General features: G+C 63.1%; 18 protein-coding genes. 15 read left to right on the top strand and 3 right to left on the bottom strand.

The features are described 5' to 3' along the window. The first annotated feature begins 488 nt into the window (after nt 1-488). A complete protein-coding gene (locus JQ629_RS13425; RefSeq protein ID WP_212413080.1) occupies nt 489-812 on the top strand; it encodes a hypothetical protein in 324 nt (107 codons plus the stop codon). Between the two features lie 194 nt (nt 813-1,006). Here JQ629_RS13425 and JQ629_RS13430 read toward each other — a convergent pair whose 3' ends face one another. Beyond that, a complete protein-coding gene (locus tag JQ629_RS13430) occupies nt 1,007-2,515 on the bottom strand; it encodes a sensor histidine kinase (RefSeq protein WP_212413081.1) in 1,509 nt (502 codons plus the stop codon). 276 nt (nt 2,516-2,791) lie between these two features. Here JQ629_RS13430 and JQ629_RS13435 point away from each other — a divergent pair, with 276 nt between their 5' ends. The 3 genes from JQ629_RS13435 to JQ629_RS13445 all read left to right on the top strand — a co-directional run bounded on the left by JQ629_RS13435 (nt 2,792) and on the right by JQ629_RS13445 (nt 5,760). Beyond that, entirely contained in the window at nt 2,792-3,790 is a 999-nt protein-coding gene (locus JQ629_RS13435; protein WP_212413082.1) for a TRAP transporter substrate-binding protein, read from the top strand. 138 nt (nt 3,791-3,928) lie between these two features. Continuing rightward, the gene (locus JQ629_RS13440) at nt 3,929-4,444 is read left to right on the top strand and encodes a TRAP transporter small permease (RefSeq protein ID WP_212265054.1); all 516 of its coding nucleotides are present in this window, start codon (nt 3,929-3,931) and stop codon (nt 4,442-4,444) included. After that, nucleotides 4,441-5,760 carry a TRAP transporter large permease gene (locus tag JQ629_RS13445; RefSeq protein ID WP_212413083.1) on the top strand — a complete coding sequence of 440 codons (1,320 nt, stop codon included), beginning with the start codon at nt 4,441-4,443 and terminating at the stop codon, nt 5,758-5,760. Before JQ629_RS13440 ends, JQ629_RS13445 begins: the two co-directional genes overlap by 4 nt. 48 nt (nt 5,761-5,808) lie before the next feature. On the opposite strand, the gene JQ629_RS13450 is transcribed toward JQ629_RS13445, so the two are convergent. Beyond that, nucleotides 5,809-7,071, bottom strand: coding sequence for a serine hydrolase domain-containing protein (locus JQ629_RS13450; RefSeq protein ID WP_212413084.1), 1,263 nt, complete (start codon nt 7,069-7,071; stop codon nt 5,809-5,811). A gap of 134 nt (nt 7,072-7,205) precedes the next feature. Between JQ629_RS13450 and JQ629_RS13455 the strand changes: the two genes are divergently transcribed. The 7 genes from JQ629_RS13455 (at nt 7,206) to JQ629_RS13485 (ending at nt 16,022) form a co-directional block, all read left to right on the top strand. Further along, complete coding sequence (locus JQ629_RS13455) at nt 7,206-8,144, top strand: dioxygenase family protein (RefSeq protein WP_212413085.1); 939 nt, start codon at nt 7,206-7,208, stop codon at nt 8,142-8,144. A gap of 320 nt (nt 8,145-8,464) precedes the next feature. Next, nucleotides 8,465-9,778, top strand: a complete 1,314-nt coding sequence (locus tag JQ629_RS13460) for a CmpA/NrtA family ABC transporter substrate-binding protein (RefSeq protein WP_212413086.1) — start codon at nt 8,465-8,467, stop codon at nt 9,776-9,778. A 62-nt stretch (nt 9,779-9,840) separates the two neighbouring features. Continuing rightward, on the top strand, nt 9,841-10,746 hold the full coding sequence (ntrB, locus tag JQ629_RS13465; RefSeq protein ID WP_212413087.1) for a nitrate ABC transporter permease: 906 nt from the start codon (nt 9,841-9,843) through the stop codon (nt 10,744-10,746). A gap of 13 nt (nt 10,747-10,759) precedes the next feature. Next, nucleotides 10,760-11,554: an ABC transporter ATP-binding protein gene (locus tag JQ629_RS13470; RefSeq protein ID WP_212265048.1), complete on the top strand. Its 795-nt coding sequence runs from the start codon at nt 10,760-10,762 to the stop codon at nt 11,552-11,554. Between the two features lie 99 nt (nt 11,555-11,653). After that, complete coding sequence (locus JQ629_RS13475; protein WP_212413088.1) at nt 11,654-12,079, top strand: globin family protein; 426 nt, start codon at nt 11,654-11,656, stop codon at nt 12,077-12,079. Nucleotides 12,080-12,088: 9 nt separating this feature from the next. Then, the gene (locus tag JQ629_RS13480) at nt 12,089-13,306 is read left to right on the top strand and encodes an NAD(P)/FAD-dependent oxidoreductase (protein ID WP_212413089.1); all 1,218 of its coding nucleotides are present in this window, start codon (nt 12,089-12,091) and stop codon (nt 13,304-13,306) included. Between the two features lie 13 nt (nt 13,307-13,319). Further along, nucleotides 13,320-16,022, top strand: coding sequence for a nitrate reductase (locus tag JQ629_RS13485; protein ID WP_212413090.1), 2,703 nt, complete (start codon nt 13,320-13,322; stop codon nt 16,020-16,022). 138 nt (nt 16,023-16,160) lie between these two features. Here JQ629_RS13485 and JQ629_RS13490 read toward each other — a convergent pair whose 3' ends face one another. Further along, on the bottom strand, nt 16,161-16,838 hold the full coding sequence (locus JQ629_RS13490; protein WP_212413091.1) for an L-2-amino-thiazoline-4-carboxylic acid hydrolase: 678 nt from the start codon (nt 16,836-16,838) through the stop codon (nt 16,161-16,163). 186 nt (nt 16,839-17,024) lie between these two features. Between JQ629_RS13490 and JQ629_RS13495 the strand changes: the two genes are divergently transcribed. The 4 genes from JQ629_RS13495 (at nt 17,025) to JQ629_RS13510 (ending at nt 23,818) form a co-directional block, all read left to right on the top strand. Then, on the top strand, nt 17,025-17,654 hold the full coding sequence (locus JQ629_RS13495; RefSeq protein WP_212413132.1) for a LysR family transcriptional regulator: 630 nt from the start codon (nt 17,025-17,027) through the stop codon (nt 17,652-17,654). Next, nucleotides 17,617-18,504 carry an aldo/keto reductase gene (locus JQ629_RS13500; protein ID WP_212413092.1) on the top strand — a complete coding sequence of 296 codons (888 nt, stop codon included), beginning with the start codon at nt 17,617-17,619 and terminating at the stop codon, nt 18,502-18,504. The genes JQ629_RS13495 and JQ629_RS13500 overlap by 38 nt, the downstream gene beginning before the upstream one ends. A gap of 190 nt (nt 18,505-18,694) precedes the next feature. After that, a complete protein-coding gene (locus JQ629_RS13505) occupies nt 18,695-19,684 on the top strand; it encodes a DMT family transporter (protein ID WP_312012000.1) in 990 nt (329 codons plus the stop codon). Between the two features lie 201 nt (nt 19,685-19,885). Then, nucleotides 19,886-23,818, top strand: a complete 3,933-nt coding sequence (locus JQ629_RS13510; RefSeq protein ID WP_349631259.1) for an autotransporter domain-containing protein — start codon at nt 19,886-19,888, stop codon at nt 23,816-23,818. The last annotated feature ends 7 nt before the right edge of the window (nt 23,819-23,825 follow it).

A 23,825-nucleotide genomic window follows, 5' to 3' on the forward strand; every position in this document is an offset into this window, starting at 1 on the left:
AACCACGGGATATCGAGTGATTGCGGGATGGTAGCCAAACGCATTTGCGTATTGGAAACACCCTGATACCGGCGCCGTCGGCTGCCTCCAGCCATTGGCGCCCGGGGCATAATTTTAGCAAAACCCCGCGCTCCTACATTTGGCAAACTATTCGACAAACTACAACCACCGCGAGTTCACTTGCCACAGATTTTGGGAGCATACTTACCGCGTAGCGCCTGTGTACCCGGTACTTCTACGGATATTTGTGGCGGGTTGTGGGCCGATGAAATACCTCTGCAGGTCTACGCGAGGACTTCCCTTGGCTTGTATCACGCGCATGCTTCAACCGTGATATCTGAAAAAATACAGCACGGTCGATACGATTTTCAAATCGATAGCGCGCTGGACAATTGAGTAAAAGTTCTGGATCATCAGGCAGGCTCACACACGATCCATTGCGTGACAGCGGCCGAATTATTTTGGGTGCCTTTTTCGTGGAGAGGCTCATGAAGCGACGATCCGGACCGCCTCCAATCTACCTTGCAAGCTCAGGAACTGAAAAAATGCCGGCGGCCCATTCAGAAGAACGATTGCTGTCGCTCCTCGCAACGCTGGAGGAATGCCGGGCGTTTCTGATGGATAAGGCCAGCCCGGAGACCGCGAGATTGCTGTCATTGGCCATTCTCGAGCTTCGGATGGAACTGCATCGGGTGACGGATTCCGAACTTAAGGCATTGTGCGACCTGATGGTGACGGATGCTCAGGCTGCGCAAAGCACCAAGGCCGCACCAGGCCCGCGGCTGCCGCCGTATCTGAAGCTCATTAAATAAGCGCCGCCTTCGGCCCGATAGGCCAGCGCAAAAACTCCCCGACCGGTCGAGCTGCAGGGCGGCTTGGCCGGTGCGACTCGTTGTCGCTCTTTGGTTGCGGGCAACCCCATCCCGGCTCCCGCCTGCGGTGACATCCACCGGTTCGGTCCTTCGAACACGCGCCGCGGCTCGTCGCGGTCGAAATCGCTGTCCGCTCAAGTCTCCTGCTCGAGCGCTGCGGTCACCGTGCAGACGACGCCGCGCGGCAGAAAGTCGACGGTGGCTTCGCCGCCGAGCTGGTCTCGCGCGCTGCGCTCGATCAGGCGCGAGCCGAAACCGCGCTGCACCGGCGCAGAAACGTGCGGCCCGCCGGATTCGGTCCAGATCATCCGAAGTTTGCGGCCATCGCTTTGCGCGATGATCTCCCAATCCAGCGTAACGATTCCACTGTCGTTCGACAGCGCACCGTATTTTGCGGCATTGGTCGCTATCTCGTGCACGATCATCGACAGCACCACGGCGAGCCGCGGCGATAGCGGCACCATCGGTCCGAACATCCGCACCCGATCCGGATTGTTGAGCAGATAGGGCTTGAGAACCCGTGCGATGACGTCCTGCAACTCGGAGCCCTGCCATTTCTCCTGGCTCAACAGATTATGCGCTTCGGCGAGCGCACCCAGCCGGCCCTCGAATTTCTCGCGCTCGGCCCGGCTGGCGCTGCGGAAGGTCTGGGTGGTGATCGACTGCAGGATCGCGAGCGTATTCTTGACGCGGTGGTTGAGCTCGTCGATCAGGAGATCGTGCAGCATCTCGCCGCGGGCAATCGCCGTCGCCATCCGCACCGCAAAGGCAAGGCCGACCAGCAGGAGCACGCCCCCGATCACGCTGGTGATCGCGAGACTGCGCCACAGGGGCGCGACCAGCGAGCTTTCCGCAATCCCTCCGGCGACCGTCCAGCCGGTGAGCGAGGAGCGCGTCACGCTGGTGATCAGCGGCACGCCCTCGAGCGACACGGTCGCAAAGGTTCCCTCTGGTTTGCGGAACAGCTCCGCATAGAGCGACGGCGATGCACGCTGGCCGATGGTGTTCTGCGGGTTCGGCACACGCGCGAAATTGACGCCTTCGCCGTCGAAAATCGAAATCGTCCAGTCCAGGCCCGGAAGCTGCTGCTCGATCATGGTCTGGAAAATTTCGATCGGCGGGCTGAAGGATATGGCGTAGAGCACCTCGCCGTCCCGAGTGACCGGCACTTCGACCGTCACGATCAGCCTCTTCTTGACCACGCCGGTGAACAGGTTCGAGTAGTGCGGACGCTTGGTCGCGAAGACCTTCTCGACGATGTCGAGGTTGTTGCGCAGCGGAAGGGTGGCGGTGTCAGGCGTGACCGAGGAGAACAGCTGGCGCCCTTCACGGTCTGCCACCAGCACGACGCCGTCCTCGCCGTATTGTTCGAGGAAACCGGTAGCGATGCGACGAAAACCGTCGAAGTCGCCCTCCCGCAGCGCGTTGGTCAGCGACAGCACCTGAAGCCCGCCGGTCATGCGCAGCATTTCGGCATCGAGCACGAGACGTATGCCGCGCACGGTTTCCAGCACGCGCTGCGTGGCGTCCTTGCGGTCCTGGACGTAATTGTTGAAAACGATGCCGGCCGCGAAAATGATCAGCGGCAGCGTGGTTCCCGTCACCAGAAGGACGAGACGCATCGGCAGTGAAAGCTTTGGCAATGCTCGTCCCGGATCGGCCCCCAACCGCCGCGAGCATAGGAGAAGCAACCGGCATCCGCCAAGGATTTTAGTCCGATTTCGCATTCGTGACCGGCGGTGCGGCGGCCTGCGTGGTGCGCCGCATCATTGCGTATGCTGCAGCACTATGCTGTTCGATCCGCGCATTGGAATTAGCTTCCATCGCAGCGCTCTTTTGAATACGCTCGGAAAATTGCAAGCCGCAACGTCGGCAAAGCTCACGACCCGGTACAAGGGCGGAGCACAGGGAGGGACAACATGAAGCGCAGAACTGTATTGGCTGGGCTCGGTGCGACAGCGGCCGCGGGCGTTCTTGGAATGCCGTCCATTTTGAAAGCGCAGGCGCCTGTCACGCTGAACGGCGCCGTGCAATTCAACGACGACCACGCGTTTACCAAGGCGCTGGTTCGGTTCGAAGAGCTGGTGAAGAAGTATTACGGCAAGCCCGTCAATTTCACGCTGCACAAGAACTCGTCCCTCGGTCTCGAGAAGCAGTATTTCGAGTACATGTCGCAGGGCAAGGCGGTCGATTACGGCATCGTCTCGCCGGCCCACATGTCGACCTTCGCCAAGGCGGCGCCGTTCATCGATGCTCCCTTTGTGTTCAAGGGCATCGACCACATGAACAAGGTCGTTGAAGCGAATATCCTGGCGCCGATCGCCGACGAAGTCGCTGCGAAGGCCGAGGTGGTGCTGGTCGGCTACTCCGGAGGCGGCATCCGCAACATCTTCGCCAACAAGCCGCTCAAGAATCTGGCCGACATCAAGGGCCTCAAGGTGCGTGTACAGGGCGCGCCGATCTGGTCGAAGACGTTTGCCGCCGCCGGCATGTCTCCGACGGTCATCGCCTATAACGAGGTCTACAACGCCATCCAGAATGGCGTGATCTCCGCCGGCGAAAACGAAGCCGCCGGCGTCGAGGCGATGAAGTTCTACGAAGTCGCACCGCACCTAAATCTGACCCAGCACGCGGTGTCGATCCGCCCGATCTGCTTCTCGGTCAAAACGCTCAAGACCTTGCCCAAGGATCTGCAGGACGCCATCATGAAGGCGGGCAAGGAGGCCGGTGATTTCGGTCGCAAGCTCGAGTCGAGTGAGGAAGTCATCAAGCTCGACGCGCTGGAGAAGGCGGGCAAGCTCAAGCGCGTGCCGTTCGAGGAGCGCGACGCCATGAAGAAGCTCGCCGATCCTGTGATGGCCACCTACGCCAAGGAAATCGGCGCCGAGGGTATCTTCGAAAAAATCAACATCGCCTAGGGCATGATCCGGAAAAGTGGGTACCGGTTTTCCGAAAAGATCATGCCCAAATAAGACGGCTGCCCGTCGCAGACCGGAGTTTCGGGGCAAGCTTCACCGCTTGCCCCGTTCGATGAGTATTACCGCGCGGGGGCGCCAATGACCGAACTGCCGATCGATTTCAACCCCTCTCTGTGGCGGCGACTGACGCGCGCCTATGGCAAATTGCTGGAAATCCTGCTCGCCGCCTGCGTCGGCATCCTGGTCATTCCCGTCACGCTGCAGATCATCTCGCGCTATACGCCCTTCATCCCGTCCTACATCTGGACCGAGGAAATGGCGCGGTTCCTGTTCATATGGACCATCATGATCGGGGCGATGGTCGGCGTCAGGGAGGCGCAGCATTTCGAAGTCGATGTGTGGCCCGATTTGTCGCGGCGCTCCGAGGCTGCGGTGCGGATATTGGCGCGCCTCGGCATCCTGGCGCTGGCGCTGGTGTTCGTGTGGGCGGGCATCGAGTTCACGCGCTTTGCCTGGAACAGGACGTCGGAGCTGGCCGATCTGCCGCTCTGGCTAATTCACGTCGCATGGCCGGTGGCTGGCTTCACCTGGATCGCTTTCGCGGGCGAACAGATCGTCGATGAAATGCGAATCCTGATGGGGGCTCAGCGATGAGCGGCAGTGTTCTCTCCTCCGGCGAGGCCGCGCTGGTATTGTTTGGCACCTTCATCGGGCTGCTGATCATCCGCGTACCGGTCGCCTTCGCGCTCGGGCTCGCCTGCCTGCCGATCCTGCTGATCGAGCCGCGGCTGTCGATGATGATGCTCGCGCAGGAAACCTTCAACGCCTACAATTCCTTCATCCTGCTGTCGGTGCCGTTCTTCCTGCTGACGGCCAACCTGATGAGCATCGGGGGCATCACCGACCGTCTGGTGGCGCTGTCGCGCGCGATGGTCGGGCACTGGCCGGGCTCGCTGGCACAGATCAATGTGGTGCTGTCGGTGTTCTTCGCCGGCATTTCCGGCTCCTCGACCGCGGATGCGGCGAGCCAGTCGAAGATCTTCATCGATGCCCAGACCAAGGAGGGCTACGACCTCTCGTTCTCCATCGCCATCACCGCGGTGTCGGCGGTGCTCGCGGTCATCATCCCGCCGTCGATCCTGATGATCGTGTGGGGCGGGCTGATCTCGACATCGATCGCCGCGATGTACCTGGCCGGCATCGTCCCGGGACTGTTGATCGCCGGCGCGCAGATGGTGACTGTGCACGTCTATGCGGTGCGCCGCGGCTATCCGACCTATCCGAAGTCGAGCTGGGTGGAGATGCGTTGCTCGCTCTGGCGCTCCATTCCGGCGCTGATAACGCCGTTCATCATCGTCGGGGGCATTTTGCTCGGCTGGTTCACGGCAACCGAGTCCGCCTGCGTCGCGGTGCTGTATTCGGTGGCGCTGTCGACCTTCTTTTACCGGGAGACCGGCGCGAAGGAGCTCTACAAAGCTTTGCTCGACACCGGGCGCCTCGCCGGGGTCGCGCTGTTCTGCATCGGCACGGCCAGCGCATTCGGCTGGCTCCTCGCCTATTACAAGATACCGGAGGGGCTGCTCGCCAATGTCTCGACCTGGGGCATGGGACCGATCGCGGCGGGCTTCTTCATCTCCTTCTGTTTTCTCGTCGTCGGCTGCTTCCTCGACGCCATTCCGGCGATCGTGATCGTCGGCACCGTGCTGGAGCCGCTGGCGCGGTCGGTCGATCTGCATCCGGTGCAGTTCGCGATCATCTCGATCGTCTCATTGGCGTTCGGGCTGGTGACGCCGCCTTACGGACTATGCTTGATGATTGCCTGTTCGATCGCAGGGGTAAGGCTGCGCTATGCGCTCAAGGACACGGTGATCATGCTGATTCCGATGATGCTGGTGCTGGCGGCGCTGATCATCTGGCCCAGCGTGTCGCTGTTCCTGCCGCGCCTGATCGTGCCGGAGATGTTGAAGTAGCAGGCCATCTATCCCGCGGCGATCATGCCGCGGGATGAGGCTCCGGCTTCAGAGATTGCTGTCGGTGATCGCCGAATACACCAGGGTGCGCAGTTCGCGTCGCAGCGGATAGGCGCTCGACGGCAGCACCTGCGTCATGAAGATCGTGATCAGTTCTTCCGCGGGATCGATGAAGAACGACGTCGTCGCCGCACCGCCCCAGTTGTATTCGCCGGGGCTGCCGGGAATCAGCGTCTGCTCCGGATGCATGGTGACGGCAAAGCCGAGACCGAAACCGATGCCGTTATAGGCCGCTTCGCTGAACAGCGAACGCGACATCGCCGGCAGGTCCGCTCCGCCAGGCAGATGGTTCGACGTCATCAGCTTCAGCGTCTTCGGACCGAGCAGCCTGACGCCGCCAAGCTCACCGCCATTGAGGAGCGCCCGGCAGAAGGTCAGATAGTCGGCCGCCGTCGAGCACAGGCCGCCGCCGCCGGAGACGAGGGAGGGCGGGGTAAGGAACGAACTCGTAGCCGGGTCATCCTGCAGCTTCAATGTGGCCTCGCCGGCCGTCATGCCGATCTGTACGCCGGCGGAATAGCAGGCCGCGAACCGATGCGCCTTGTCTGCCGGCACGAAGAAGTCGGTGTCGTTCATGCCGAGCGGATTGAAGATGCGCTCCTTCAGGAACTGCTCGTACGGCATGCCGCTGATCTTGCCGATCAGATAGCCGACGACGTCGGTGGCAACCGAATAGTTCCAGCCTTCGCCCGGCGAAAATTCCAGCGGGATCTTGGCGAGGTCCTCGATCATGCTTTGCAGCGTGCCGGCCTTGATGACCTCACCGATCTTGTTCTCGCGATAGGCGGCGTCGACATTGGAGCGCTGCTGGAAGCCATAAGTAAGACCCGAGGTGTGCCGCAACAGGTCCACGATCAGCATCGGCCGCGACGGCGGCCGGGTCAGGAAGGCCGGGAAGGTGCCGGCCTGGAACACGCCGAGGTTCTTCCATTCCGGAATGTATTTATGGACCGGCTCGTCGAGCGCGACGCGGCCCTCCTCGAGCAGCATCATGAAGGCCACGCTCGTGATCGGCTTGGTCATCGAATAGATGCGGAAGATGGTGTCGTCCTTGACCGGGACCTTGCGCTCGATGTCGGCAAAGCCCTGCACGGTGGAGTGCACGACCTTGCCACGGCGGTAGATCAGGACCTGCGTTCCCGGGAAGCGGCCGGCGTCGATGTAGCGCTGCTTCAGATGGTTCTCGAGACGGTCAAGCGCCGGCTTCGACATTCCGGCAGACTCGGGCGAGGCGGGGGTAGGGGCTAACATCAGGGCTGATCTCCGGCTGGCGAGGGAGCCTTGATAGCCGAAAAGTGTGCCCCGTTCCAACCGCCTGCGCTTACCCCGAGCGGTACGGTGGTGTAGGCTTGACCCAGCCACCATGCACCCCGCAGGACAGCCAAATGCCCCAATTCAACGAGACCGAACTGACCGCCGCCGTGATCCGCAGCTTCGAAGACACGCCGGATCCGCGGGCGAAATTCCTGCTGCAGGAACTGGTGAAATCGCTGCACGATTATGTCAGCCGGACCGATCTCACCTTCGAGGAATGGGAATACGCGATCGATTTCCTGACCCGGACCGGTCAGAAGTGCACCCCGATCCGCCAGGAGTTCATCCTGCTCTCCGACGTGCTCGGGGTCTCGATGCTGGTCGACGCCGTCAATCATCGCGAACGCGAAGGCGCCACCGAGACCACCGTGCTCGGGCCGTTCTATGTCGGCGAACACAAGGTGATGCCGCACGGCACCGATGTCTCGGCCAATTTGCCGGGCGAGCGGATGTTCGTGCAGAGCCGCGTCACCGACCTCACGGGTAAGCCGCTGGCGAATGTTCCCGTCGATATCTGGCACGCCGACGATGAGGGCTATTACGATTCACAGAAGGCGTCTTATGCCACCGAGGGACCCTCGTCGCGGGCGCGCTTCGTCACCGATGCCGACGGCCGGTTCTTCTTCCGCACCATTTTGCCGTGCAGCTATCCGATCCCGACCGATGGTCCGGTCGGCGAAATGATCATCCAGACCCGGCGGCACGCGATGCGGCCAGCGCATGTGCACTTCCTGGTCGATGCGCCCGGCTATCAGCCGCTGATCACCCATGTGTTCATGGAAGGCGACAAATATCTGGATTCCGACGTGGTGTTCGGCGTCAAGGACGAGCTGGTCGCGAAGATCGAAAAACGCACTGACGCAACGATGCCGGACGGCAAGCCCGCGGCCGCGCCGTGGCACCTGATGACCTACGAGTTCAGGATGAAGGCGGGCGATGGCGCCGCCCCAAAACCGATGATGGCGAAGACGACTGACAAGACAACTGACAAGGCCACCGAGCACGCCTGAAACCACTGTTTTTGCTTCTGCTCAATTCTTGTGCGCCGCACAAGAATTGAGCGAATCGCAAATTTAGAATGCGACTAGCTATCCTTCGGCGTCACCTCTCCAAATCATCAATTAATTGAAATAATTAGGCTTTTTTCGCTGAAAAAGGCTTGGCATGAAGCTTGAATAGTTAGTGCTGACGCCATTGATGCCGTCCCTTGAGACCACTCATCCGAATTGTATCGCCGCCATTCCGGGGCCTCCCCGGAACGCGCCTTTTTGCGCCTTGCGCGGCGGCACCAATCGGACGGCCTGTTCAGACGCAAAGGAGCGCGATACCCATGACGAAGCCCACCCATCCGACCTCACGCGGCCTCAGCCGCCGCCGGCTTCTGAAAGCGACGGCCGGCACGGCGGCGTTGCTGGCCGCGGCCAAGCTGAATTTCCCGGCCGGCGCCTTCGCGCAAGGGGCAGGGCCTGAAGTGAAGGGAGCCAAGCTCGGCTTCATCGCGCTCAGCGATGCCGGCGCGCTGTTCGTGGCCAAGGACAAGGGCCTGTTCGCCAAACACGGCGTGCCCGATGTCGACGTGCAGAAGCAGGCCTCCTGGGGCACCACGCGCGACAACCTCGTACTGGGATCGGAAGGCAACGGCATCGATGGCGCACACATCCTGACGCCGATGCCGTACCTGATCTCGGCCGGCAAGGTGACGCAGAACAACCAGCCGACGCCGATGTACATCCTGGCGCGGCTCAATCTCGACGCGCAGTGCATCTCGGTCGCCGCCGAATATGCCGATCTCAAGGTCGGGATCGACGTCAAGTCGTTCAAGGAAGCGTTGGAAAAGAAGAAGGCTGCCGGCAAGCCGATCAAGGCGGCGATGACGTTCCCGGGCGGCACCCACGATCTGTGGCTTCGCTATTGGCTCGCCGCCGGCGGCATCGACCCCGACAAGGACATCGAAACCATTACGGTGCCGCCGCCGCAAATGGTCGCCAACATGAAGGTCGGCACCATGGACTGCTTCTGCGTCGGCGAGCCCTGGCCCGGCCAGCTCGTGCATCAGAAGATCGGCTACACCGCGGTCAACACCGGCGAGATCTGGAACAAGCACCCCGAGAAGTCGTTCGCGATGCGCTCGGCCTGGGTCGACAAGAACCCGAACGCCGCGAAAGCCATCACCATGGCGGTGCTGGAGGCGCAGCAATGGTGCGACAAGATGGAGAACAAGGAAGAACTCGCCACCATCATGGGCAAGCGGCAGTGGATCAACTGCCCGGTCGAGGACATTCTCGATCGCGCCAAGGGCAAGTTCGACTACGGCACCGGCAAGGTGGTCGAGAACTCACCGCACATCATGAAGTACTGGCGCGACCACGCCTCCTATCCGTTCCAGAGCCACGATCTGTGGTTCATGACCGAGGACATCCGCTGGGGCAAGTTCGAGCCCGGGTACGATTCCAAGGCGCTGATCGCCAAGGTCAACCGCGAAGACATCTGGCGCGATGCCGCGAAGGCGCTCGGCGTGGCGGCTGCGGATATTCCGACCTCGAAGTCGCGCGGCAAGGAGACCTTCTTCGACGGCAAAGTGTTCGATCCGGAAGATCCGGCTGCGTACCTGAAGTCCCTGTCCATCAAGCGTGCTGATGTCTGATCCAGGTGAGGCCGCACGCCTTGGCGTGCGGCCGGCCATTTAAATACGGAGACGCATTTCCCATGAATATGCCAGCGATCAAGACCGAGCCCGCCACCGCGATTGTTGCGCCTGCGGCTGCGGCTGCCACCCCGGTCGTGTCGATGACGCCGAAGCGTCCGCCGCGCGCCGAAAAATACGCCAAGATGGCAAAGGACACCGCGGTGCGCGTCGTGCCGCCGCTGATCGTGATCGCGCTCCTGATGCTGTTCTGGGAGCTGGTCTGCCGTCGCACCGGTTCGACCCTGCCGCCGCCCTCGCGCGTGTTCAAGGACACCAAGGAGCTGATCTTCGATCCGTTCTTCGATCGTGGCGGCATCGACAAGGGCCTGTTCTGGCATCTTTCCGCAAGTCTGCAGCGCGTCGCGCTCGGCTATTCGATCGCTGCGATCGTCGGCGTCGCGCTCGGCACGCTGGTCGGCCAGTCGGTCTGGGCGATGCGCGGGCTCGATCCCTTGTTCCAGGTGCTGCGCACCATCCCGCCGCTGGCGTGGCTGCCGCTGTCGCTCGCCGCGTTCCGCGACGGCCAGCCCTCGGCGATCTTCGTGATCTTCATCACCTCGGTGTGGCCGATCATCATCAACACCGCGGTCGGCATCCGCAACATCCCGCAGGACTACCGCAACGTCGCCGCCGTGGTGCAGCTCAATCCGCTGGAGTTCTTCGGCAAGATCATGATCCCGGCCGCGGCGCCCTACATCTTCACGGGCCTGCGCATCGGCATCGGCCTGTCCTGGCTCGCGATCGTCGCGGCCGAGATGCTGATCGGCGGCGTCGGCATCGGCTTCTTCATCTGGGACGCCTGGAACTCCTCGCACATCAGCGAAATCATCCTGGCGCTGTTCTATGTCGGCATCATCGGCTTCGTGCTCGATCGCTTGATCGCAGGACTGGGCAAGATCGTGACCCGCGGCACTTCCGCAGGCTGAAGGAAACATAATCATGCACGCTTATCTGAAGCTCGACCACATCGACAAGACCTTCACCCGCGGCAATGCCACGACCGAGGTGCTGAAGGAAATCAACCTGACGATCGACAAGGGCGAATACGTCTCGATCATCGGCCATTCCGGATGCGGCAAGTCCACGCTGCTCAATATCGTGGCCGGCCTTACCGACTGCACCAATGGCTGCGTGCTGCTGGAAAACCGCGAAGTCAATTCGCCGGGACCGGATCGCGCAGTGGTGTTCCAGAACCACAGCCTGCTGCCCTGGCTGACCGTCTATGAAAACGTCCGCCTCGGCGTCGACAAGGTGTTCGCTTCGAGCAAGACCCGCAGCGAGCGCGATGCCTGGGTGATGCACAATCTCAACCTCGTGCAGATGGCCCACGCCAAGGACAAGCGCCCGTCGGAAATCTCCGGCGGCATGAAGCAGCGCGTCGGTATCGCGCGGGCGCTGGCGATGGAGCCGAAGGTTTTGCTGCTCGACGAGCCCTTTGGCGCGCTCGACGCGCTGACCCGCGCGCATCTGCAGGACTCGGTGATGGCGCTGCATCAGAAGCTCGGCAACACCATCCTGATGATCACCCATGACGTCGACGAGGCCGTGCTGCTGTCGGACCGCATCGTGATGATGACCAACGGGCCGAGCGCGCGGATCGGCGAAGTGCTGGAAGTGCCGCTGGCGCGTCCGCGCAAGCGGCTCGAGCTCGCAACCAACCCCGGTTACCTCAAGTGCCGGCAGCGCGTGCTCGAATTCCTTTACGAGCGGCACCGCTTCGTCGAAGCGGCGTAGTTCTTGCTTTGCTCCCCGGGGCGAAGGACTTCGCTCCCGCCGGGGCGAAGGATTTCGCTCCCGAACCGGGCAAGGCTTTGGAAGAGGCAGGAGAACGACATGACGCCAGAGCAAGTCAAACTCGTGCAACAAAGTTTCGCCAAGGTCGCGCCGATTTCCGAGCAGGCGGCGGTTTTGTTCTACGGTCGCCTGTTTGAAGTGGCCCCCGGCGTCCGGGCGATGTTTCCGGACGACATGACCGAACAGCGCAAGAAATTGATGGCGACGCTCGCCGTCGTCGTGGGCGGACTGACCAACCTCGAAGCCGTGCTCCCCGCCGCGAGCGCGCTCGCCAAGCGCCATGTCGATTACGGCGCAAAGGCCGAGCACTATCCCGTCGTTGGCGGCGCCCTGCTGTGGACCCTGGAAAAGGGGCTCGGCGACGCCTGGACGCCGGAAACGGCATCCGCCTGGACCGCCGCCTACGGCACGCTGTCCGGTTACATGATTTCGGAAGCCTACGGCAGCGCTCAAGCCGCCGAGTGAGGATACGCCATGAGCGAGCCGCTGGTCATTGTGGGCAACGGAATGGCTGCCGCGCGTCTGGTCGACGAGCTGGCTAAGGTTGCGCTGGGGCGCTACGCCATTGCCGTGATCGGGGACGAACCGCGGCTTGCGTATAATCGCGTGCTGCTGTCGTCGGTTCTCGCCGGCGAGACCGCCTCGCATGACATCGAGCTCCGCCCGGCTTCATGGTGGCGCGACCGCGGCGTTACCCTGAAATATGGCTGCCGGGCCACCGAGGTCGATGTCGGTCGGCGCGAAGTCAAGATCGCGAACGAGGAAAGCATCCCGTTTTCAAAACTGATCCTGACCACGGGCTCGTCACCGTTGCGGCTCAATGTGCCCGGCGCCGATCTTGCCGGGGTGCACACGTTTCGCGACAGCCGCGACGTCGATCTCCTGCTGACGCTGGCCGCGCAGAAGAAGCGCGTGGTGGTGGTCGGTGGCGGTTTGCTCGGACTGGAAGCGGCTTACGGGCTCGCCAAGGCCGGCGCGCCGGTGACGCTGGTTCATTTGATGGACCGGCTGATGGAGCGCCAGCTCGATGCGCCCGCCGCGGAACTGTTGAAATCGCTGGTCGAGCGCAAGGGCATCGAGATCCTGCTCAACGCCAATACTGCGCGCATCCATGGCGAAACCCGGGTCGAGGGCGTCGAACTGACGGACGGCCGCCGTATCGACGCCGATGCCGTGATCTTCGCAGCGGGCATCAGGCCGAATATCGGTCTGGCAAAAGAAGCCGGCATCGCCGTCAACCGGGGCGTCGTCGTCGATGACGTCATGCAAACCGCCTCGCCTGACATCTTTGCGATCGGCGAATGCGCCGAACACCGCGGCATCTGCTATGGCCTGGTCGAGCCGGCCTATGAGCAGGCGCGCGTGCTGGCGCGGCATCTCGCCGGCAGCGACGCCTCTTATAGCGGCAGCATCGTGGCGACCAATCTGAAGGTCTCCGGCGTCAGCGTGTTCTCTGCGGGAGATTTCGTGGGCACCGAGGGCTCCGAGACCATCGTTCTCAGCGATCTCAACTGCGGCACCTACAAGAAGCTCGTGGTCGCGGACGGACGGCTGACCGGCGCGGTGCTGATCGGCGATGTCAGCGACGCGCTCTGGTATCTCGAACTGATCCGCACCCGTCAGCCCACCGCGCGCATTCGCGCCGACATGATGTTCGGCCGTTCGCTCGCGATCCGTTCAGAGGCAGCATGAGCCGGTTGCTCGCATGACCGCCGTCGATCCCCATCTGCGCGCCACCCAGACCACCTGCGCCTATTGCGGCGTCGGTTGCGGCGTGCTGGCGACGCCCGACGGCCGGGGCGGGGCTGCGATCTCGGGCGATCCCGAACACCCGGCGAATTTCGGCCGGCTGTGCTCGAAGGGCTCGGCGCTCGGCGAGACGCTGGGCCTGGAAAATCGCCTGCTGCATCCGATGATCCGCTGCGACAATGGGACCATGGAGCGCGTGGCCTGGAGCGACGCGCTCGACCATGTCGCGCACCGGTTCCAGCACATCATCGCACGCGACGGCCCCGGCGCCGTCGCGTTCTATCTCTCGGGGCAGCTGCTGACCGAAGACTATTACGTCGCCAACAAGCTGATGAAGGGATTCGTCGGCAGCGCCAATGTCGACACCAATTCACGGCTGTGCATGGCGTCATCGGTCGCCGGCCATCGCCGCGCGTTCGGCGCGGACACGGTGCCCGGCTGTTACGAAGATCTCGACGAGGCCGATTTGCTGGTGCTGGTCGGCTCCAACGCGGCCTGGTGTCATCCGGTGCTGTACCAGCGCATGCTGGTCAACAAGCAGAGCCGCGGCGCCCGCATCGTGGTGATCGATCCGCGCCGGACCGATACGGTCGGCGATGACGATCTGTTTCTGGGGTTGAAGCCGGGCACCGACACCGCGCTGTTCAGCGGCTTGCTGGTGCACCTCGCCGACAATGGGGCGCTCGACCGCGATTACATCGAACGCCACACGTCAGGCTTCGACGACGCGATGGCGCGGGCGCGCAGCATGGCCGGCAGCCTCAGTGCAACCGCGCTGGCAACCGGCCTGTCCGAGCCTGATGTCGCGGCGTTCTTCCAGATGTTTGCCAGCACGCCGCGCGTGGTCACGATGTATTCGCAAGGCGTCAACCAGTCCGCGCAGGGCACCGACAAGGTCAATGCGATCCTCAACTGCCATCTTGCGACGGGTCGGATCGGCAAGCCGGGCGCGTCGCCGTTCTCGCTGACCGGACAGCCCAATGCGATGGGCGGCCGCGAGGTCGGCGGGCTCGCCAACCAGCTGGCGGCCCATATGGGTTTTACGCCGCCGGACATCGACCGCGTGCGCCGGTTCTGGAAGGCGCCGCGGATCGCCACCCATGAAGGGCTGAAAGCAGTCCAGATGTTCGAGGCCATCGCACGCGGCGAGATCAAGGCGCTGTGGGTGATCGGCACCAATCCGGCGGTGTCGCTGCCCAACGCGGATGCCGTCAGCGCGGCGCTGAAGAAGCTCGAATTGTTCGTCGCCTCCGAAAACGTTGTTACCAACGACACCGTCGATGCGGGGGCGCAGGTGCTGTTTCCGGCGCAGGCGTGGGGCGAGAAATCCGGCACCGTGACCAATTCGGAACGGCGCATCTCGCGGCAGCGCGCATTCCTGTCCGCGCCGGGCGAGGCGCGACCGGATTGGTGGATCATCGGCGAGATCGCAAAACGGCTCGGCTTTGGCGCGGCATTCAATTTTGCATCAGCCGCCGACATTTTTCGCGAGCACGCCGCACTGTCGGCGTTCGAGAACGATGGTGGCCGCGATTTCGACATCGGCGGCTTGCAGGCGCTGTCGGACGAAGCGTTCGACGCGATGGCGCCGGTGCAATGGCCGATCCGGCTCGATGCGCAACCGCAGGCGCGGTTCTTTGCCGAAGGCGGATTCTTTGCCAACGAACAGAAGGCCCGTTTCATCGCACCCGAGACTCCCGCGCTGCGGACCGAGACCACGGCCGCGCGCCCGCTGCGGCTGAACACCGGCCGTGTCCGCGACCAATGGCACACCATGACCCGCACCGGGATGAGCCCGCGGCTCGGCCAGCATCTGCCGGAGCCGTTCGTCGAGGTGCACCCGGACGACGCCGCACGGCACGGTGTCGCCGATGGTGACTTTGCGCGGGTCACGACCGATTACGGACAATGCACGCTGCGGGTTGTCGTCAGCGAGCGCCAGCAGCGCGGCATGTTGTTCGCGCCGATCCACTGGAGCGCGGTCACGGCGACCGGCGCACGCGTGGGATCGCTTGTCGCACCGCTCACCGATCCGTTTTCCGGCCAGCCCGAGAACAAGGCGACGCCGGCCTCGATCACCCCTTACGAATATGTGTTCCGCGGCTTTGCATTGTCGCGCACGCCGCTCGAACTGCCCGATCATGCCTGGTGGGCGCGCGTCGCCGTCAATGGCGGCTATGGCTATCTGCTCGCCGACAATGCCGATCTCAGGGGCTGGCAGTCCTGGCTCGGCGCCATCGCCGGCGATGACCTCGCCGAATACAAGGACTTTGGCGGCGGCGTCTATCGCGCGGCGTCCTTTGCCGCCGACCGTATCGAGACCTGCCTGTTCATCGGGCCGGCACGGGACGCCGGCGACTGGAATGTGGTCAAGGGCCTGTTTGCCGCCGACACGCTCAGCAACGACCAGCGCCGCATGCTGCTGTCGGGCAAATCGATCGATGGCCTGGCCAATGCCGGCCCGATCGTCTGCGCCTGTTTTGGCGTCGGCCGCACCACCATCTGCGAGACAATCGCAGCCGGCGCGCGTTCCGCTGCCGACATCGGCGCCAAGCTGAAGGCCGGCACCAATTGCGGCTCCTGCATTCCGGAGTTGAAGCGGCTGATCGCGCAGACCGCGCCGAACGCCGTGCCGCAGCAATTGGCCGTGGCGAACTAAAACCGGTCCCTCAACGTCATTGCGAGCGTAGCGACGCAATCCATTCTTTCTTCGTTTTTGCCGCCCGATGGATTGCTTCGCTTCGCCGCAATGACGGAGGAGGCGACGCGAACGGGCCAAGCACACACGTACGTCATCCTACTCCGACGGGAGCCGCGAGAATCGGAAATCGCAGTGGTTGGCGCCGCCAGCCAACGTTTGTGTCCTTTCGAGGTGGATGCCTCGCGTTGCATAGGCGTCGAAATCAAGCCCGCAGATGTTCGGTAGGATTTCCTTGTCTCCATGGCGGGCCGCGAATTTGCAGAAGCCGCAAGCCTTGTAGTTGATGCCGAATTCAAACTTGTCACCCGGGCCCGGTTCGACGAAATCGTAGACGAAATCTTCCGGAAATTCTTGTCGATGGCTTTTTGCAGCCTGCTCGCGCAGCAACGTCTGATTCTCTGGCGACATGAATTGACGCCCCGAGGCGAGGCGTTCCGCTTCGGGCACGGTGAGCAATTGCGCCTTGTAGGTTTCGCGCTCGATTTCGCCGATCACGGACAGCGATACGCCGTGTCGCCGGAGCACCCGGCTGATAGCGATAAAACCCATAAGGCGCATGAAGAAGTCGCTCATACGACTTGCCGCGCCTCCGACATAGGGCATTTGGGTGAGCACGATTTCGAATTCGTCCATCACCTCCTGCCTGATCCCACCAATATCGGATAGATGCGCGCGCTCGCACAACATCGCTTCGGCAAGGTCGAGGCGATGGCGCATGGCGGCCTCCATTGCACCGCGATGCTGCTCGTAAAAGGGATGGATGATCTCAGCCATTGGACATCCTCTCTGGTTCCAGCCCCATGCAGGAGCCGCTGGATCTAGTCGGCGGGGCATGGGATCTCCGGATGTTGCGGCGACCGTAACCGGGGAGATCAAGTCAGCGCAAAGCATAGTTCCTTCGCTCAAGCCCTAGAAAATCTATTGCAAGGCTGTCACCTATCGGTGTCAAACTACGACGCGATGACCTACACCCTTCCGCCACTCAACGCGCTCCGCGCGTTCGAAGCCGCCGCGCGACATCTCAGCTTCAAACTGGCTGCGCACGAGCTGCATGTGACACCTGCCGCCGTCGGGCAGCAGGTGAAAGCGCTGGAGGCGCGCCTCGGCGTACGCCTGTTCGAGCGGCTGCATAAGCAGCTCATCCTGACCGCGGCCGGCCAGGCCTATCTGCCCGAGATTTCCGACGGCTTTCGTCGCATTGCGGACGCGACCTCGCAATTGAAACCGGCGGGCGCGGTGCTGCTGCAGTTAGGGGTCCACGGCAGCTTCGACCTGCGCCGGCTGGAGTTGGCGGCGTTTCGCAGCGCGTATGCGGAAATCGGCTTGCGGGTGCTGCAGCCCGCTGGCCTGCACGAACTGGTCGAGGGCAAAGTCGACCTGCTGATCGCCCGCGGTCTTGGCCACCATCCGGGCTATCGCTGCGACCGCGTCAATGAGGGATCCGGTTTGGGCGACTGGCTGATTGCGCCTGAAGGCACCGCTGACTGTCCCGAAATCGTCAGCTTCCGCGATTGGTTGCGCGCGCTGCCGGTCGAGAACCCGCTCGAAGTCCATGGCCGCCCTCGTCTGGTCGGCAACATCAGAAGTTGAGGCGACCGTGAAGCAAAAGAAATTCGGCGTCAAAGGCCCGGAAGTGTCCGTCATCGGGCAGGGCACCTGGTACATCGATCGCGGCGACCGCAAGAGCGCGGTCGCAGCACTGTGCCGCGGCATCGAGCTCGGCATGACCCATGTCGACACCGCTGAAATGTACGGCGATGCCGAACTCGTGATCGCCGAGGCGATGGCCGCCGGCAAGCGCGAGGATCTCTATCTCGTCTCCAAGGTGCTGCCGAGCAACGCGTCGCGTCGCGGCACCATTGCCGCCTGCGAGCGATCGCTGAAGCGGCTGAAGACCGATTACCTCGATTGCTATCTGCTGCACTGGCGCGGATCCCATGAGCTTGAAGATACCGTGGCTGCGTTCGATCAGTTGATATCAGCCGGAAAAATCCGCTCATGGGGTGTCAGCAATTTCGACACCGACGATCTCCACGAACTGCTGGCGGTCGCCGGTGAGGGCAGGATCGCCTGCAACCAGGTGCTCTATCATTTGCAGGAGCGCGCGATCGAGCATGCTGTCATCCCGTGGTGCGAACGGCACGGCGTTGCCGTCGTCGCCTATTCACCGTTCGGTCACAATGATTTCCCCTCGCCGCACAGCAGGGAAGGCGAGGTGTTGCAGGCGATTGCCGATGCGCGCCGCGTCACCGCGCGGCAGATCGCGCTCGCATTTCTGACGCGCATTCCAGCGGTGTTTGCAATTCCGAAAGCCGCGAGCGCGGAGCATGCCGCGGATAATGCGGCGGCGGGAAAGTTGACGCTGAGCGCCAGCGAGATCGAAGCCCTCGACAACGCTTTTCCGCGTGGCCCGAAGCCGCGCGGTCTGCCTATGCTGTAGTGAACACATTTCACCTTGCGTCATGCCCGGCCATGACAGGCATCTTGTAGCGGGGCACGGTTCTTAACAAAGTGTTGCAATCGCGCCCTCAGCGCATATCCGCATCCCGTTATCGGACCTTGTTGTTCCCCCTCAAATGGCGTTTTTTAGAGCCTCGCCCGATTCGATCATTATTGCTTTCGAGATTGCCGTGACACCGCCCCCCGCCGCAGCCGCCAGGCTGGACAGCGCGCCATTGCCGTTGCCCGAGAAGAAGTACTCGACCCCGAAAGCGCCCGCTCGTGCTGATCGTCCGTTCAAGGGCATCGCGCTGATCCTGGCGTCGACGGTCTTCCTCGGCATCTCGGACGTGACGGCGAAATATCTGTCCGCGACGCTGCCTTCGATCGAGATCGCGTGGATCCGGTTCGTGGTGTTCGCCATGATCATGACGCCGGCGATGCTGCCGGGCTCGCCGCTGTTCGCGCTGCAAACCAAACGGCCCGGCCTGCAGTTGATGCGTGGCCTGACCGTGCTGGCCTCTTCGCTGTTCTTCATCTCCGGCCTTCGGTTTCTCCCGATCGCGGAAGCCTCCGCCACCGGCTTCGTCGCGCCGCTGCTCGTTACCGCGCTGTCGATCGTGTTTCTGAACGAGAAGGTCGGCATGCGGCGCTGGATCGCGACCGGCGTCGGCCTGATCGGCGTCATCATCATCCTGCGTCCCGGCACCGGTGCGTTTCACCCCGCCGCGTTCTTTCCGCTGGTCTCGGCGCTGGCCTGGGCCTGCACGCTAATCATGACGCGGATGATGAGCGGCACCGAGCGCGCCATCACCGTGATGACCTATTCGTCGATCGCGGGCGTCTGCATCCTCTCTGCATTGGTGCCGTTCGTCTGGGTGACGCCGAGCTGGCACGACATCGCTTTCGGCGTCTTCATCGGCGTCGCCTCGACCGCGGGACAGTGGATCGTGGTGCTGGCGTTCCGTTACGCCGACGCCTCGGTGCTGGCGCCGTTCTCCTACACGCAATTGCTCTGGGTCAGCATCCTCGGCTTCCTGATCTTCGGCGAGGTGCCTGACGTCTACACCGTGACCGGTGCCGGCTTCATCGTCGCCAGCGGCCTCTACACCGCCCATCGCGAACGGGTGCGCCGCTCGCAGCTTCTGACGGTCGCGGCCGAGTCGTCTCCGAACGCCTGAGCGATCCCGGCCGACGACCTTGCGCTGGATGAGAAGGACCGCGCCCCAAGCGTTGCCCGGGTACCACAGTGTGTCCGGAAAACACCCATTTTCCGAAGCCAGAACAAGGGATTCCCGCCAAACCGTAATTGTACGGTGGAACCCCATGCTAGGTTGTGCCCGGACAGCGCCAGAGAGCGCTGGGGGTAGTGGGGTTTGGGCGTGGCTTTTCGATCGGCATCCGGCGTGGAAAAACGGCTGCGGCAGCGCTTGGTTGCGCCGCTGTTTGGCATTGGCCTGGCTGTCGCGGTTGTGCCGGCGGCTCATGCCCAATCCATCTGGGGCGGCCCCGCCAACACGTCGGACTACAACGACGACAACAACTGGACCCCCACCGGCGCGCCCATTTCTGGCGGCCAGTCGGCCGTTTTCGACGCGACGGGATCTAGCACGGTCAATGTAACCTTCGGGCCGATCACCCCCGATTCCTGGACCTTCAATGCCAATTCGAAATCGTTTTCGATCAGCGGCGGGGATGTAACCTTCACCGGCGGCGGCAGCATCTTCAACGTCGCCAATGCCGGCCAGACTATCGGCATCTCCAATATCATCGGCGGCGCGGGCATTAACGTGGTGCAGGCCGGATCGAGCACGCTTCAACTGTCCGCTGCCAACACCTATAGTGGTTTCACGGTGATCGGGGCCGGCACCGTGCAGGTTTCCAACGCCAGCGCGCTCGGCATCAGCACGGTGCTCATGGGCGGCGGCACGTTGCAGGCCGTAGGCAATCTGACCATCGCCAACAATTTTCTCGTCAACAGCGCGGGCGGCAGCACCATCGACGTGAACTCCTTCGAACTGACGCTCTCCGGCATCATTAACGACATTGCCGCATTGCCCGTGTTGAACGTTATCAGTTCCGGTGGTCCTGGCACCCTGGTGCTGACGAACGCCAACGTGATCGCCGGCACGCTGAACGTGACCGGAGCTACGGTGAGAGCGACCACCGTCGGTTCGGTCGGCAACGCGACGGTAGCGCTCAGCAACGCCACGTTCCAGGTTGCTGCTGCCGACATGGTCTTCAACAATAACTTCACGCTCAATGCCGGTGGCGGCACTATCGATGCCAACGGCTTCGTCGGGGCCAGCTTCAGCCTGGCGATCGCAGGCGACATCAGCGGCGCGGGCGCGTTGAAGATCACCGATTCGACCAACACCGCGGGCACCGTGGTGCTGCTGTCCGGCATCAACAACACCTATACCGGCGGAACGACGGTCACCAACACCACGCTGCAGGTCACCAACAACAATTCGGTCGGCACCGGAACCGTCACGCTCGATAACGCGGTGTTCCAGCCCGATGGTCTCGGCGGCGACCTGACCTTCAACAACAATTTCAGGATCAACAACTCCCCCGCAGGCAGTGCGCTCGACGCCAACAACGTCATCCTGACGATCGTCGGCAACATCTCCGACGGCGTCGGCGCCGGCAAGCTGACGGTGCTGGACAGCGCGGGCGGCGGCAACGGCACCGTCGTCCTGCTCGGCACCAACACCTATACCGGCGGCACGACGATCTGCGATTGCGCGACGCTGCAACTCGGCGACGCCACCCACAAGGCGTCAATCGTCGGCACCGTCTTCAACGAGGGCCGGCTGTTCATCGTCAACGCCAACATGGCGGGCGTTACGTCGATCACCAACGACGCCTCGTTCGGGTTCGGCGTCACGACGTTCATGGGCAGCAATACCGCCGGCACCGTTGCGATCACCAACCAGGCCTTTGGCTCCACGGTGTTCCTCGAGACCAGCAGCGCCGGCAGCGCCACCATCATCAATACCACGGCTGGCACCACGGTGTTCGGTCAGGCCGGCGGCATCGAAACCAGCACAGCCGGCAACGCAACGATCCAGAACAATCTCGGTGGCGAGACCACTTTCTTTGCCAGCACCAGTGCCGGCAACGCGAGCATCGTCAACGAACTCGGCGGCAGGACGTCGTTTGGTCTGGCCGTAGGAACGGATACTTCGACCGCCGGCAGCGCCACGATCACCAACAATAATTTCGGGTTTACGGAGTTCAACGCATTCTCCACCGCCGGCAATGCGACCATCACGACCAACAACGGCGGCGTCACCAATTTCTGGGACAACAGCACCGCCGGCAACGCCAAAATCGTGACCAACGACGGCGGCATAACCAGATTCCTGGACAATGCCAACGGCGGAACCGCGCAGTTCATCACCAATGGCACCGGCGAGGTCAACTTCGGCGGCAGCATTGGTCCGGGTAGTGATGGACGCATCACGGTAGGCTCGCTTGCCGGTTCCGGCACTTACTATATCGGTGGCGGCAATACCCTGCTCGTCGGTGGAAACAACCTCTCCACCGAGGTGACCGGCGTGATTGCCGATGACTGCGGTTGCTTCCCGGGTCCCGGTTCGCTGGAGAAGGTCGGTACCGGCAATCTGATCCTGTCCGGCGTCAACGCCTACACCGGCAGCACGACGGTGAACGGCGGCACGCTCACCGTCAACGGTTCGATCGTCGCGTCGAGCGGCGTGACCGTCAACGCCGGCGGCACGCTCGGCGGCAACGGCATTGTCGGCAACACCACCATCAACGGCGGCGCGCTGGCGCCGGGCAACTCGGTCGGCCTGCTCACGGTGCAGGGCAGTCTGGCATTCACCGCCGCGGCCAGTTATCTGGTCGATGTCTCGGGAGCCACCGCCGACCGCACCAATGTGACGGGAGCCGCGACGCTCGGCGGCGCGGCCGTCAATGCGAGCTTCGGACCCGGCAACGTGGTCAAGCAATACACCATCCTCAACGCTGCAGGTGGCGTTGGTGGCACGTTCAATCCGGTGGTCGGCACCAACGCGCCGAACTTCAAACCCACCCTGAGCTACGACCTCAACAATGTTTATCTCAATCTCGCGCTGAGCTTCGGCCCTGGCCTCACCCCCAACCAGCAGAACGTCGGCAACGCGCTGGCAAACGCCTTCAATGCGGGTAGCGGCGTTCCGGTCGCGGTCGGCTCCCTGACACCTGCGGGCCTGACGCAGATCTCGGGCGAACTGGCGACCGGATCGCAGCAGGCCACCTTCGATGCGATGAACATCTTCCTCGGCCTGTTGACCGATCCCTTCATCGCCGGCCGCAATGGCGGCGCGAGCGTGGGCGGCGGCAGCGCTGCGTCGTTCGCCGCGGAGAGCGGTTCATACGCCTACGCCGCGAAGCGGCAGGGCACTGCGCGCGACGCCTTCGCCAAATTCCCGACCAAGGCCGATGTCGCGCGCAACGACCTGTTCGATCAGCGCTGGAGCGTGTGGGGTTCGGCCTTTGGTGGCGGCAGCAACAGCGACGGCAACGCCAATGTGGGATCGAACAACGCCTCGGTGCGCGCATTCGGTCTCGCCGCCGGCGCGGACTACCGGATCTCGCCATCGACGCTGGTCGGCTTCGCGTTGGCCGGCGGCGGCACCAATTTCAGCGTCAATGGCTCGGGCTACGGGCGGTCGGACCTGTTCCAGGCCGGCGCCTTCGTGCGCCACACTATGGGTGCGGCCTATGTCACCGCCGCGGCGGTCTATGGCTGGCAGGACGTGACGACGGACCGCACCGTCACCGTGGCCGGCGTCGACCGCCTGCGCGCCGAGTTCAACGCCAACGCCTGGTCCGGCCGCGTCGAGGGCGGCTACCGCTACGTCACGCCATGGATGGGCATCACGCCCTATGCCGCCGGCCAGTTCACCACCTATCAATTGCCGGCCTATGCCGAACAGGTGCTGTCGGGTTCGAATGCCTTTGCGCTGAACTATGCGGCCAAGGATGTCACGACCGGGCGCAGCGAACTCGGCGTCCGGCTCGACCGCTCCTTTGCGATGCAGAACGCGGTCCTCACACTGCGCGGCCGCGCCGCCTGGGCGCATAATTTCAACACCGACCGCAGCATCACGGCGCTGTTCCAGTCGGTGCCCGGTGCCACCTTCCTGGTCAGCGGCGCGGCGCAGGCGCCGAACACCGCGCTGACCACGGCCTCCGCCGAAATGAAATGGCTGAACGGCTGGTCCGCCGCCGCTACCTTCGAGGGCGAGTTCTCCGACATCACCCGGTCTTACGCCGGCAAGGGCGTCGTGCGCTACAGCTGGTAGCGTCGCC

Origin of the sequence: Bradyrhizobium sp. AUGA SZCCT0222 (assembly GCF_018130205.1) — a bacterium.
GTDB lineage: Bacteria > Pseudomonadota > Alphaproteobacteria > Rhizobiales > Xanthobacteraceae > Bradyrhizobium.